Source organism: Pseudoalteromonas shioyasakiensis (assembly GCF_022398475.1).
In the GTDB taxonomy this organism is placed as follows: domain Bacteria; phylum Pseudomonadota; class Gammaproteobacteria; order Enterobacterales; family Alteromonadaceae; genus Pseudoalteromonas.
Genome location: NZ_JAKEVM010000127.1, coordinates 1 through 12,541 on the forward strand (window position 1 = coordinate 1; position 12,541 = coordinate 12,541).

Genomic DNA, 12,541 nt, shown 5'->3' on the forward strand with positions numbered 1-12,541 from the left:
TTTCTATATTTAATGCAGCTATGTCATTAGAGTGTATTAATTATCTTAAAATATTTGTTGTTAGCATGCCTAAGCTTTGCACCTGTAGTATTGGCAAAAGATAGTGTCACCATCTACACCGAGCAATTTCCGCCGTATAATTTTTCAAACAAAGGGCACTTAGAGGGCATAAACCTCGAGTTTGTCAAAGCAATGTGTGTTGATGCAGACATTGAATGTCAATTCGAGCTCTTACCTTGGTCTAGGGCGTATCACTTAGCTCAGCAAAAGCCGCTGTCAGGTCTGGTCTCTACGGCACGTATTCCCGACCGTGAAGATTTATTCAAGTGGATTGGTCCAATGGCATCCTCTCGTAACTTTTTTTATCGTTTACAATCAAATGACCGTATTAATCCTATCGATTTATCGCAAGTGAAAGATCATAGCCTGTGTGTTGTTAGAGACAGCATTTACGAAAAATTTGTAGAGAGCATTGGCTTTGAAGGGGATAAAAACCTCCTCAAAGTGAGTCACTATTACGAGTGTATTAATTTATTTTTCAAAAATAAAATAGAGCTCATTATTGGATCTGAGCTTTCGTTTAAGTACCAATTAATGCAATACGGTCACCAAGGGCGAGAAGTGGTTAAGTTAGTTGAGTTGCCTCTAAATGGCACGGTAGGAAATTTTCTAGCCTTAAATAAGGCCTTACCCGAAGAGCTAGTCAGCCGATTACAGGCAAGTTATGACAAGCTGAGTAAGCAGGGCTTGTTAGAGACTTATATTGAGCAATATAAAGCAAATTAAGGGCGCTGTGCTAGCATCATCACAGCATTGTATTTAGGTGCCATTATTACTTCATTAAACGCTGCTTTTAAGGCATCGATATAGCGTTGGTCGGTATTAATATTTGCTGCGAGATAACCTTTCATGGTTAAAAAGTCGATTGCATGAGCAAAGCTGAAACGGGCTTCATCCAGTGCTAATTGCTCAGCCATAGCCGCAATATAGTTCTTATCATCAATGATTAAATCGACCTTGCCCGACATCAACAGCTGATACGACTTATTGATATCTGACGTATACACTACAGTGTAACCTCGTTCTGTTAGGCGCTGCGCTGCTAGGTCATGACGTTGTACCGCTATCTTATATTGCTTGGCTTGCTCATTTGAAGTGATGTTTATATCGCTGCGAGAGCTCAACTTAACAAAGCCCATTTGATAGGTTGCCACTTCACCAATCCAATGAAAGTGTTTTTCGCGTTCAGCAGTTTTCGCCATACTATAGATAAATATATTCGGTTTCTTCAGTGCCATATTGTAGGCACGGGCCCAAGGGTAAAGCTCTATATTCGCGTTCAAATTAGCTTTAGCAAAAATGGCTTTCACAAGCTTGGTGCTCTCACCGGCAACTTGGTTATTGATTAGAGTTTGATTAGGTGGCGACAGTTCAGTCACAACGGTTAGGGTCGGCTTACTCAGTGCTGGCCAACTAAAGAAAAGAATTAGCAAATAAAGTCGTAAATAGTTCATTTATGTACTTAAAAGGACTTAGTAATTAAATCTTAGCACATAAAACGATAAAAGGGCCTTGCGGCCCTTGGTGAAGTATCGTTCAAGTCAGATAGACCTTTAACCCCTTAAAGTCCTATCCTATTGTTTTGCAACTACGGCTCATCTCATTAAGTTTCTAAGCTAGCGAGAGGAAAAAACCTGCAATTGCTGCACTCATGAGGTTAGCCATAGATCCTGCTAACACTGCTCTGAGCCCTAAGCGTGCGATATCCTTTCGCCGACTAGGCGCCATACCGCCTAATCCACCTAGTAAAATTGCTATCGATGATAAGTTAGCAAACCCACATAACGCGAATGTGACAATCGCTTGTGTGTGCGCACTTAACGTATCGCGATAATTAATAAAGTCGAGGTAAGCAACGAATTCGTTAACTACCACCTTCTGACCTATAAAACTGCCTGCGATTACTGCTTCGTTCCAAGGTACACCTAATAACCATGCAACTGGAGCGAATACGTAACCTAAAATTTCTTGTAGCGTTAATGTTGGATGATCAAACCAACCACCAATACCGCCTAATAACCCATTTAGAAGTGCAATAAGTGCTACGAAAGCAAGTAACATCGCACCTACGTTCAGTGCTAGTTGCATACCGTTTGCGGCACCTGATGCAGCTGCATCAATTACGTTAACCGGCTTTTCTTCTTGTACGTCTAAATCAGCTAAATCTTCTTTTGGTGTTTCGGTCTCTGGCACAATCATTTTTGCCATTAAGAAACCACCAGGTGCCGCCATAAAGCTGGCTGCAATTAAGTATTTAAGCTCTACACCAATTGTTACGTAACCTGCCATAACAGAACCTGCTACGGTAGCCAGGCCACCTACCATTACCGCAAATAGCTCTGACTTTGTCATGCTGGCGATAAATGGTTTAACAATCAATGGTGCTTCTGTTTGGCCAACGAAAATATTGGCGGTTGCAGAAAGCGATTCTGGGCGCGAGGTTTTCAATAGCTTTTGTAAGCCACCGCCTAGAATCTTGATTATCCAATCCATCACCCCGATGTGATACAAAACAGCAACGAGTGCTGAGAAAAACACGATAACGGGTAATACTTGTATCGCAAAAATGAACCCTAAGGTATCTTGCGATGCCAGTGAGCCAAATAAGAAGCTAATCCCGTCATTGGCATAACCAATAACCGATGAGACTCCTCGTGACATACTTGCCAGTACGTTTTTGCCCACTTCGAAGAACAAGACAAAGCCACCAATTAACACTTGAAGTAAAAAGGCGATGCCTACAGTTCTTAAATTAATTGCTTTACGGTTCGTAGAAGCCGCAAAAGCAATGCCTAGTAGCACAACAATGCCTACTAAGCTCATAAATGTTGTCATACTGACTATTTCCCGTTGTTATTGTTGCAGTAAATATTTTATTTTACTTTTAATTATATCAATGGCAACGCGATTCATACCGCCGCGTGTGACTACGAGATCAGCTTTGTGCTTTGATGGCTCAATAAACTGATAAAACATAGGTCGCACTGTCGCTTGATATTGATCAACAACGGACTGTAATGTTCTGCCACGCTGCTCCATATCTCGTTGCATACGGCGCATAAGGCAGATATCTAAAGGTGTATCAATGAACACCTTAATATCAAATTCTTTTCGAAGTGCCGGATCACTCAATAGCAAAATACCTTCAACGATAAGTACTTTTGCAGGTGCCACTCGACGCGTTTCATCGCTACGGGTATGCATTGCATAGTCATAAGTTGGTACGTCTACTGATTTTCCAGCGCGCAATTGAAGTAAGTGCTCATGCAAAAGCTCATGCTCGAAAGCATCAGGATGGTCGTAATTGGTTTGCGTTCGATGGTCAAACGGCAAATGCGACTGGTCTTTGTAATAAGCATCTTCTTCGATCACTGCGATCGCGCCCGGTTCAAGCTCATTGACTAATTCGTTATAAATTGTCTTGCTAAAAAGAGACTTGCCCGACGCAGATGCGCCAGCAATAGCTATAATTGTTCGTGTCACTAAAGTTCTCGCCCACACAGAAGGAAACATTGTTAGGTAGATCACAATAGCAAAAAAGACACGATTAATCTCTTTTGCTTCGCTTAGAGATGCAAATTTATAATGTTTCTGTTTTATGAAACAGGACTTATGTCCTGTACCAAAAATTCGAAGAGCATATAAAGTATTCACATATTGATAACGAGGTACCCATGGCAAGAGCACTCATCTTAATGGCAGATAGCCTAGGAATTGGCGCAGCACCTGACGCAGAGAAGTTTGGTGACGTAGGCGCAAATACCTTTGCTCATTTACTTAAAGCCTACGCAGAAGAAACAGGTGAGCACTTATCGCTACCTAATCTTACCCGTTTAGGTTTAGCTGATGCATGTGAAGCCGCAGGTAAAGAGCCTTGTTTAGTCAGTGACCGACAAGCACCTATTGGCGCATGGGGTTACGCTAAAGAGTTATCAAGTGGCAAAGACACGCCTTCAGGGCACTGGGAAATGGCCGGTGTACCTGTGTTATTTGATTGGGGTTACTTCCCTAATACACAGCCGTGTTTTCCACAAGAATTTGTTGACGAGCTAATTGCTCGCGCTGAGATTCCTGGCATTTTAGGTAACTGTTATGCCTCAGGAACAACCATTTTAGAACAGCTAGGTGAAGAACATATGCAAACCGGTATGCCGATTTGCTACACCTCAGTTGATAGCGTGTTTCAAATAGCCGCGCACGAAGAATCATTTGGACTGGAGAAACTTTATCAGGTTTGCGAAATCGCACGGGCGCTGCTTGATGAAATGAACCTAGGAAGAGTGATTGCGCGGCCATTTTTGGGTTCGAGCCGTGACGATTTTGCCCGTACAGGCAATCGTCGTGACTATTCGGTGCTGCCACCGTCGCCAACCTTGCTTGATAAATTATCGCAAGACGGCGGTGAAGTGATCAGTATTGGTAAGATTGCCGATATCTATGCGCACCAAGGCATCACCCAAAAACACAAAGCGCCAGGGCTAATGAACTTACTTGAGAAAACATCAGAAGTAATTGCAAGCGCACCTGACCATAGTTTGATTTTTACAAACTTAGTTGATTTTGATGAAAAGTACGGTCATCGCCGTAATGCAGTTGGCTATGCCGAAGCATTAAAAGAGTTTGATGATTACCTACCGACTATTTTAAATCAGCTAAATAGTGATGATGTATTAATTATCACAGCCGATCACGGATGTGATCCAACAGCAGCAGGCACTGACCATACACGTGAATACGTGCCAGTACTTGCATACCAACCGGGAATGACAAACACCCCGCTTGGAGAACGAGCTAGTTTTGCAGACATAGGTCAAACCCTTGCCCAGTGGTTTAATCTTCCTGCACTTGAATACGGTGATAGTTTTAACGACAAGCTATTAGCGAACAAAAAAGGAAACCAATAATGAGTACTCCTCATATCAGCGCCAATGTAGGCGAATTTGCAGAAACGGTATTAATGCCGGGTGATCCGCTTCGCGCTCAATACATTGCTGAAAACTTTTTAGATGACGCAAAACAAGTAACAGGCGTTCGTAATATGTATGGTTTTACCGGTACCTACAAAGGTAAACCAGTGAGTATTATGGGCTCTGGGATGGGTATTCCATCAATGTCAATTTATGCCCGTGAATTGATCGTTAGTTACGGCGTTAAAAATCTAATCCGTATTGGTACCTGTGGCGGTATTGGTAGCGATATCAAAATCCGTGACGTTATCTTTGCACAAGGTTCAAGCACAGATTCAAACGTAAACCGTGCGCGAGTACGTGGTTACGACTTTGCCGCAATTGCTGATTTTGGTTTATTACTTAACGGTGTTAACGCAGCAAAAGAATTAGGTATTGAAGCGAAAGTAGGTAATGTATTTACAACAGATACATTCTACCAAGCAGATAACACATTCTATCAAGAATTAGACAAGCTAGGCGTACTTGCTGTTGATATGGAAACAGCTGGCATGTACGGCGTAGCTGCTGAATACGGCGCAAAAGCGATGGCACTATTTACTGTAAGTGACCACGTAATCACTGGTGAAGCAACACCAAGTGAAGAGCGTCAAAGCACCTTTAACGAAATGGTTAAAATTGCTTTAGAATCAATTTAAATAAGTTCCTTGGTAACGTATTCACTGAAATTTGGAAACACGCCCAAAGTGAAGTGAGACTAACCTCAAAGCCGCATTTATGCGGCTTTTTTTATAGCTGCTTATTTACCTCGCGTAAAATCCTGCCCGCATCTCGCAACCGACCCTTAAAACTTGAAAATTCAACTAATTGTTGCCACTTTTAATAGAGGAACAATAATTGAGGATGTGTATGTCTAATTGGGTTGAAGCTAAGGTAAAAGACGTTAAATGGTGGACCGACTCATTATTTAGCTTAATCGTTAATGCCGATGTTGAGCCATTCACTGCGGGGCAGTTTACAAAGCTTGCGATGCAAGTGGGTGATAAACGTGTAGCTCGTGCATATTCTTATGTGAATGCACCGAACAATCCCGACCTCGAGTTTTATCTTATCAATGTCAAAGACGGTCAACTTTCTCAGCAACTCGCACAATTAAAGCCGGGTGACTCTGTGACTATAGAGCGCCGCGCGACAGGCTTTTTTACCCTTGATGAAGTACCAAGCAGTGAGCAGCTCTATATGCTGAGTACAGGTACTGCGCTTGGGCCTTTTATTTCAATATTAGAGCAGGGCGAAGTGTGGCAAAAGTTTGAGCATGTTCATTTAGTGCATGGAGTTCGTCTTAATGAGGACTTAAGTTATCAGGAGCGCATTAAAGCACTACAGCAGCAGTACCCAAATCTTTACTATTCGCCTGTAGTCAGCCGAGAGTCAGCCACAATCGGTTTTAATGGCCGGATCACAGACGTAATTAAAGATCATCGTTTATTTGATGTAATAGGGCGCCCAACTGTACCTGATACCGCACAATTTATGATTTGCGGTAACCCACAAATGGTAAAAGATACTACGGCTATTTTGTTAGAGCTTGGTTTTAGCCGCAACAGACGCCGTGAACCAGGGCAGATCACAGTAGAGCAATATTGGTAAAAAACTATGCCAAACAGCTAGAATTTGCTACCTTAGCGCCTCAAATCAGGAATGATGCATTTAGGAAAAGTATGAAACCGTTATTTTTTGCAATCAGTTTATTACTCTCTTGGCAGTCAATTGCAAGTGACGAAACCACCGAACAAACCCAACCTCAAACGAGCAATGAACAAAAAGCCGAAAAGAAGGACGTACCTAGCTTAGAGTTTATTGAAGAAAAGCCAGCTACAGAGCAAAAATCAGCGTCTGAAACTGAAAAAGCGACTGTAGAAGCCGCTCAAGTAGAAGAAAAAGCTGAAGAAGCCGCGAAGGCAACGAGTGAAACAACCACAAGCAGCGACGAACAAAAAGCGACAGCCGCAGCCTTAAAAGCGGTTGCAGAAGTTGATGATAGCAAAGTACTCGGTACACAAACCCCAGCACCTGCAGAGCAACCAAAAACAGTTGCCGAAAAACAGCAAGCCGTTGCAGAAGCAGAAAAAGCCGTTAACCAAGCTAAAGAAGCACTAACAGCGAAGCAGCAAGAAAAAGCACGTCAGTCACGTGAATCGATGGCGGTGATTGAACAGCTGATTGCAGCTTATAATGCTCGTAACATTGATGCTTTTATCAAGATGTACGATGAAAACGTTGAGTTTTATACATTCCCGAATGAGTTGATGTTCACCGGTAAAGAAAAACTCATTGCACGATACGGCATCATGTTCAAAAAGCTAAAGTGCATTAAATCATCGCCGATTAAACGCATTGTACTTGGCAACATCGTGATTGATCACGAACTCTCTGAAACCTGTACACAAGACCCTAAAGTCGTCGACAAGCGCTCTGAGTTCGTCACCAGCTATAAAATAGAGAATGGCAAAATAACCAAAGTGTTATTCTTCCGTTAGAAAAAAGAGCAGCTCAGCTGCTCTTTTTTTATGGGTGAAAGTTAGTGGGTTCAAGTTAGCGAGAGTAAAGTTAGCGAGAGTAAAGTTAGCAAGAGTAAAGTTAGCAAGAGTAAAGTTAGCAAGAGTAAAGTTAGCAAGAGTAAAGTTAGCGAGAGTAAAGTTAGCGAGGTACGAGATTCGAGGTAGCAGCGATTTTATATCGCGTCCTAGAACCCAAAGCCTAGCGCCTAATGTTTCCCCCGTAGGACTGGCTTTAGCCGGGAATTGTCTTAAGTTAGCGAGAGTAAAGGTACGAGTAACGAGATGCGAGATATGAGATGCGAGATATGAGGTAGCAGCGATTTTACATCGCGTCCCAGCGCCTAGGATATCTAGAACCTAAAGCCTAAATCCTAGCGCCTAAATCCTAGCTCCTATGACGCGGGATAAAACGTAGGCGTGAAGCTTGTTTCGCGCTATTAATCTTCATTAATTTCAGGAATTACACCTTTTAAACGGGTGATATCTTCATCACTAACGTCTGCAAAATGTTTAAAGTGAGTCGGCCAATCTTTGCAATATTCTTCAATCTCTTTAATGATGTTTTTTGCTGCTGAATTTGCTAACCCAAATCGCTTAGCCTGAGATAAAAAATTGCTTTTACTTGCATAACGCCCATCATTACCAAAGCCAAGACCATGTTGTTTTGAGTTGTTGATTGGAGTGATGTCATAGGCTGGACTTAATCGCCAATTTTTTTGTGAAAATGAATATAGGAATGCATGATTGCGAGTGTGATCATCTGTATTACCAATATACGCATTGAACACCATTCGCTTAAACAACTCTTCAGCATCACCTGCATTTTGCATCGTTTGATGCCTAATAAATTCAGCTAATTGACCATATGAGTAGTCACTTGAAAGATCACTCATAGCAACTTTGGGTTTTTGAAGTAAGCTATTCGCACTTAAAAAGTGGTGTGTTGGTAACCCATTACTAACATCAAACCGCTCAACAAGTAGCACATCACCGGTATGTGTTTTATGAATAAAGGTAGGAGCCGTTCGAATACCAAGCTGTTCCGCCATTTTCATTGCAGCATGTTCAGCTCTGACTAGATTGAATAAATCATCTTGGCGATTGAATTTTGCTAAGTAGAGTTTGTTGTCAATTTGGATAGAGGTCTTTGGTCTAGCTCCCCCCATGCTTTGGCCAAATTCAAATGCTTTCTTAGCTTCATCAGAAATTGTTTTATTCGCCAGCAAGTCATCTTTAGCTTGGTCTAGCAAGGCTAAATCAGACAAGGTGTTTTTATTAGTTTTATGCTTTGAGGCACTTCGCGAGAGACTAAAAACAAGAGCTCCTACGCCATACCCAGACCCGGCTAATAAAAATTCTAACTCGTTTTTGGGTTTTGTAGTATGAAGTGAAAGAATTAACTTGCGCCCCCACGAATCAGCTCCTGCATCACTCAATACGCCAAATACACCTCTGTTTGCGCTGTAACTGGAAATCCCCGACTTTAATGGCAGATGTATTGGATCTAGAGCAAAGGCATCGCTTCGGGCTAAATAGCTCTTACCATAGTTGAACTCACCTCGACCTGATTGATTATCTAATTTAAAGTAACCACAGATAACGGGTTTTTCTTCTAAACCATCTATAAAAACATAGCACTCAGAAGTCATCATTGATTTCCTGTGGTGAATTTCGTTTGCGCTGGCGAGCATTGTATCCACCTACGTCGGCCGCTAATTCATTTATTTCATCAAGAAGCGATCCCTGTAAGTTAAGTACAACCAGCGCTTCAAAAAGAATGTCACTTTTCACAACATCACCTTGCTCTAACTTTTGTACAGTCGAACGTGATACCCCAATCATTTTCGCAAATGTACTTTGCGTATAATGAAGTGTTCGGTGCTGGCGTATCAAATCTCCCAGCTTTTGTGCCATTTTTGTAGCCTGTTCAGATCGCATATTGATTACTTTTATAATCATTAGATGTTTAATGATTAGTTTAGCGGTATTTAATGTTTTTGCAATAGAGGGGAATAAAGTTACAAGTTAGCGAGTTTCAAGGGGAAAGGAGAAGGTTACGAGATGCGAGATGTCGGAGGCGTTTTAACGCCGAACAAGTAGCAGCGATTTCACATCGCGTCCTAGAACCCAGAGTCCAACGCTTATGACGCGGGATAAACCTGCTGCTACATGTAGGCGTGAAACTTGTTTCGCGCGTCTGTTCGCTCTTTTCTACGTTCAATTCGGCACTAAAGTACCTCCTACAATGCCTCGAACAAGGTTTTCATTGCAGAGAAAAACACTCGAACTAACCAACCCCGCAGTTCGGCTGATATCTAATATCTGACCTCTAACGGCTAAAAGCCAGCGATTTCACATCGCGTCCTAGCGCCTAGGACCTAAATCCTAAACCCTAGCACCTGATGACGCGGGATAAACCCGCTGCTACATGGGGTTCGGCTATGCTGTTTCGTTTAGCAACGAATTAAAGCTGTCGTTGTCGTGAAGGCTGGCAAACGCGCTTTCGTGTAATAGCTCGTTACGTAGGTTAGGTGAATACTCAAGGGCCATACGAATATCAGCCATTGCATCGGCGTGTTTGTGCAGTAACGCATAGGCACAAGCACGTTGCCAGTATGCGTAGCCGTAGTCGCTATCAATTTCTAATGCTTGATTACAAAGCTCGATAGCTTCACCTGTTTCGTTAATTTCTAACAGTGCATCTGCTTTATAGGCAATGGCTTCTACGTCTTCTGGTTTACGTTTTAAGATCTCGTCAAAAATCTCAATCTTATTCGCAACGTCGCTTTCTAAATTGGCACGCATCCATAAAGAATGAACTTCATTAGTGATTGAGATCTTTTGTTGGTTTAATAAGATCTCTTCAGATCGCTCACGTAGCTTTTCTTCAAGTACTTTTAGGCGCTCTTCGTATTCTTGTGTAATCGCACTAACACGTGAGTTTACTATGTCTTCTACTTTGTTTTTCACATCACGCAGTGAATTCCAACCAACTAAAACCAAAATTGAAGCAGTAATCGTAATAATGAAAAACACATTATTAATGGTGTCTGTTGTATAAGTTAATGCTCGATCGGCAGTATCTAGTTGCGTATGAGCAACTTGTTTTGTCACATCTTCGCGCAGTTTTTGTTGGTCTTGGCGCACAGATTTTAATTCATCAAGAATATAGCGCTCTAACAATGGCTTATACATAGGTTCTTGAAGCTTATCGAGAGCTTGTTGTTGCTCTGCTTCGGTTAAAGCAGGGCGGTTTTCTGGCTCATTTTGAGCTGCTGCAAATGTACTAAAGCTCATTAAAAAAGTGATTAAAATTAAGGTATAACGCATGACATATTAATTTTTAGTGATTTCTGAGGTAACTGTAACATGCGTGAGCATTGTGGACTAGGCAAAAAAAAGCCAGCTCGGGGGAGAGCTGGCCAAACTGCTTAAACAACATAAAGTCGTAAGGGGTATCAACAGGAGTTAGGTACAATATACCCATTTTAATCTGAACAACTACTTAATACTTAATGAGTTTTTAAAAACTTATATTCGTTCTGTCAGAATCACAATGTTCGTCTAGACTTAAGGAGTCGTAAAACTAAAAGGTGAGAGTATGCGCCAACAACTAGTCCAACTGCTGTATGGAGTATCGATTTCTTCTGATCTTGATAGTGGCAATGTTGAATTAGCTGAACGCTTAATTCTGAATGCTGTACTTGATGGCCTAGAAATTGGCCGAGCTGGGATCTGGCTGTTAAACGCCGAAAATACGGCGATTGAATGCCGTTTATTACTTGATAGAGAAAACGGCAAAGAAATTCAAATGTTAGTGCTCCCTCGTGATGCATATCCTGCCTATTTTAAAGCGCTCGACACCCAACGTACGATTACCGCAGTAGATGCTCATACCGACCCTGCCACCTTTGAATTTAGCGAAAGTTACTTAACACCTCTTAACATAGGTGCAATGCTCGATGCGCCAATTCGCTATAAAGGAAAAATGATCGGAATATTTTGCTGTGAGCATATAGGTGGCAAGCGGCAATGGACAGAAGATGAATGCTCATTCATCGGTGCTTTGGCAGATCTTTATGGCAGAGCGCTCTCGGCACAAGAAAACGAACGTATCAATGCTGAACTTGAGCGTGCCAATCAGCATCTAGAACAACGTGTTGCAGAACGAACTCGTACGCTTGAAAAAACCTTATCTGAACTGACTGCGATGCAAGAAAAACTCATTGAAGCCGAAAAAATGGCTTCACTAGGTAACCTTGTTGCGGGGATTGCTCATGAGGTAAATACGCCGATTGGCATAGCTGTCACAGCAAATAGCTCAGCAAAAGATAAGCTAAACACGCTTAATAAGCACATAGATTCAAATACCTTAACAAAAGCGGCCTTACTTGAAGGCATGAATCATTTAAACGAGTGTATCAAAATATCGTTTACCAACCTTGAGCGGGCCGCAAAGCTCATAAGCGACTTTAAACAAACGGCGGTTGATCAATCATCGCTTAATTTACTCGAAACCAACATTAAAGATTACTTTGAAAATATCTTACATAGCTTAATGCCACTTACACGTAGTCATAGTGTTGAAGTAAACATCAACTGTGTTGATGACTTTTCGCTTATAACCGTGCCGGGGGCGCTTAGCCAAATATTCTTAAATCTTGTAAATAACAGCTGTGTGCACGGATTTGTTGGCCGTGAGCAAAACCGCATAGATATCGCTGTAAGTATCGATAACGACACCAATAGTTACACCATAACCTATAAAGACAACGGTCATGGCATGACCGAAGATGTAATGTACAAGGTATTTGAGCCATTTTTCACTACCAAGCGAGGTAATGGTGGCAGTGGTTTAGGTATGTCGATAGTTTATAACCTTGCAACGCAAGCGCTGCAAGGCGAAGTGAACATCGATAGTAAACCTGATAACGGCGTTACTGTCACCTTCAAATTGCCGCAAAAACTCACATAACTAATTAATATTTATACAAGTTGTTGGCTAAATAATCT

At 41.8% G+C, this 12,541-nt stretch carries 12 protein-coding genes; 6 read left to right on the forward strand and 6 right to left on the reverse strand.

Annotated features, from left to right (window positions below; genetic code table 11):
• Nucleotides 1-90 precede the first annotated feature (90 nt).
• The gene (locus tag L1D51_RS17210) at nucleotides 91-786 is read left to right on the forward strand and encodes a substrate-binding periplasmic protein (RefSeq protein WP_082422996.1); all 696 of its coding nucleotides are present in this window, start codon (nucleotides 91-93) and stop codon (nucleotides 784-786) included.
• Here the strand turns inward: L1D51_RS17210 and L1D51_RS17215 are convergent.
• The 3 genes from L1D51_RS17215 to udk form a co-directional block, all read right to left on the reverse strand.
• Nucleotides 783-1,514: a substrate-binding periplasmic protein gene (locus L1D51_RS17215; protein WP_055021785.1), complete on the reverse strand. Its 732-nt coding sequence runs from the start codon at nucleotides 1,512-1,514 to the stop codon at nucleotides 783-785. The two genes, L1D51_RS17210 and L1D51_RS17215, sit on opposite strands and share 4 nt — an antisense overlap.
• Before the next feature lie 157 nt (nucleotides 1,515-1,671).
• Nucleotides 1,672-2,895 (reverse strand): NupC/NupG family nucleoside CNT transporter, encoded by a 1,224-nt coding sequence (locus L1D51_RS17220; protein ID WP_054563193.1) that lies wholly within the window; start codon nucleotides 2,893-2,895, stop codon nucleotides 1,672-1,674.
• An 18-nt stretch (nucleotides 2,896-2,913) separates the two neighbouring features.
• Nucleotides 2,914-3,543: a uridine kinase gene (gene udk / locus L1D51_RS17225; RefSeq protein ID WP_054553619.1), complete on the reverse strand. Its 630-nt coding sequence runs from the start codon at nucleotides 3,541-3,543 to the stop codon at nucleotides 2,914-2,916.
• Between the two features lie 191 nt (nucleotides 3,544-3,734).
• Between udk and L1D51_RS17230 the strand changes: the two genes are divergently transcribed.
• The 4 genes from L1D51_RS17230 to L1D51_RS17245 all read left to right on the forward strand — a co-directional run bounded on the left by L1D51_RS17230 (nucleotide 3,735) and on the right by L1D51_RS17245 (nucleotide 7,507).
• The gene (locus L1D51_RS17230) at nucleotides 3,735-4,964 is read left to right on the forward strand and encodes a phosphopentomutase (protein ID WP_239964316.1); all 1,230 of its coding nucleotides are present in this window, start codon (nucleotides 3,735-3,737) and stop codon (nucleotides 4,962-4,964) included.
• Nucleotides 4,964-5,665 carry a purine-nucleoside phosphorylase gene (gene deoD, locus L1D51_RS17235; protein WP_239964318.1) on the forward strand — a complete coding sequence of 234 codons (702 nt, stop codon included), beginning with the start codon at nucleotides 4,964-4,966 and terminating at the stop codon, nucleotides 5,663-5,665. The genes L1D51_RS17230 and deoD overlap by 1 nt, the downstream gene beginning before the upstream one ends.
• Before the next feature lie 211 nt (nucleotides 5,666-5,876).
• Nucleotides 5,877-6,617, forward strand: coding sequence for a ferredoxin--NADP reductase (locus L1D51_RS17240; RefSeq protein ID WP_239964320.1), 741 nt, complete (start codon nucleotides 5,877-5,879; stop codon nucleotides 6,615-6,617).
• Nucleotides 6,618-6,688: 71 nt separating this feature from the next.
• Nucleotides 6,689-7,507, forward strand: a complete 819-nt coding sequence (locus L1D51_RS17245) for a nuclear transport factor 2 family protein (RefSeq protein ID WP_058584432.1) — start codon at nucleotides 6,689-6,691, stop codon at nucleotides 7,505-7,507.
• A gap of 458 nt (nucleotides 7,508-7,965) precedes the next feature.
• Here L1D51_RS17245 and L1D51_RS17250 read toward each other — a convergent pair whose 3' ends face one another.
• The 3 genes from L1D51_RS17250 to L1D51_RS17260 all read right to left on the reverse strand — a co-directional run bounded on the left by L1D51_RS17250 (nucleotide 7,966) and on the right by L1D51_RS17260 (nucleotide 10,858).
• The gene (locus tag L1D51_RS17250; protein WP_338127950.1) at nucleotides 7,966-9,177 is read right to left on the reverse strand and encodes a type II toxin-antitoxin system HipA family toxin; all 1,212 of its coding nucleotides are present in this window, start codon (nucleotides 9,175-9,177) and stop codon (nucleotides 7,966-7,968) included.
• Nucleotides 9,167-9,466, reverse strand: a complete 300-nt coding sequence (locus tag L1D51_RS17255; protein WP_054563199.1) for a helix-turn-helix transcriptional regulator — start codon at nucleotides 9,464-9,466, stop codon at nucleotides 9,167-9,169. Before L1D51_RS17255 ends, L1D51_RS17250 begins: the two co-directional genes overlap by 11 nt.
• A 501-nt stretch (nucleotides 9,467-9,967) precedes the next feature.
• A complete protein-coding gene (locus L1D51_RS17260) occupies nucleotides 9,968-10,858 on the reverse strand; it encodes a tetratricopeptide repeat protein (protein ID WP_054563200.1) in 891 nt (296 codons plus the stop codon).
• 271 nt (nucleotides 10,859-11,129) lie between these two features.
• On the opposite strand from L1D51_RS17260, the gene L1D51_RS17265 reads away from it, so the two are divergent.
• Nucleotides 11,130-12,503, forward strand: a complete 1,374-nt coding sequence (locus L1D51_RS17265) for a GAF domain-containing sensor histidine kinase (protein ID WP_239964324.1) — start codon at nucleotides 11,130-11,132, stop codon at nucleotides 12,501-12,503.
• Nucleotides 12,504-12,541 lie beyond the last annotated feature (38 nt).

Bases quoted from the DNA above. Each gene is read 5' to 3' on its own strand.
- L1D51_RS17255 (WP_054563199.1), bottom strand. From the start codon at position 9,466: ATGCGATCTGAACAGGCTACAAAAATGGCACAAAAGCTGGGAGATTTG.
- L1D51_RS17215 (WP_055021785.1), bottom strand. From the start codon at position 1,514: ATGAACTATTTACGACTTTATTTGCTAATTCTTTTCTTTAGTTGGCCA.
- L1D51_RS17220 (WP_054563193.1), bottom strand. From the start codon at position 2,895: ATGACAACATTTATGAGCTTAGTAGGCATTGTTGTGCTACTAGGCATT.
- L1D51_RS17260 (WP_054563200.1), bottom strand. From the start codon at position 10,858: ATGCGTTATACCTTAATTTTAATCACTTTTTTAATGAGCTTTAGTACA.
- L1D51_RS17240 (WP_239964320.1), top strand. From the start codon at position 5,877: ATGTCTAATTGGGTTGAAGCTAAGGTAAAAGACGTTAAATGGTGGACC.
- deoD (WP_239964318.1), top strand. From the start codon at position 4,964: ATGAGTACTCCTCATATCAGCGCCAATGTAGGCGAATTTGCAGAAACG.
- L1D51_RS17245 (WP_058584432.1), top strand. From the start codon at position 6,689: ATGAAACCGTTATTTTTTGCAATCAGTTTATTACTCTCTTGGCAGTCA.
- L1D51_RS17230 (WP_239964316.1), top strand. From the start codon at position 3,735: ATGGCAAGAGCACTCATCTTAATGGCAGATAGCCTAGGAATTGGCGCA.
- L1D51_RS17250 (WP_338127950.1), bottom strand. From the start codon at position 9,177: ATGACTTCTGAGTGCTATGTTTTTATAGATGGTTTAGAAGAAAAACCC.
- L1D51_RS17265 (WP_239964324.1), top strand. From the start codon at position 11,130: ATGCGCCAACAACTAGTCCAACTGCTGTATGGAGTATCGATTTCTTCT.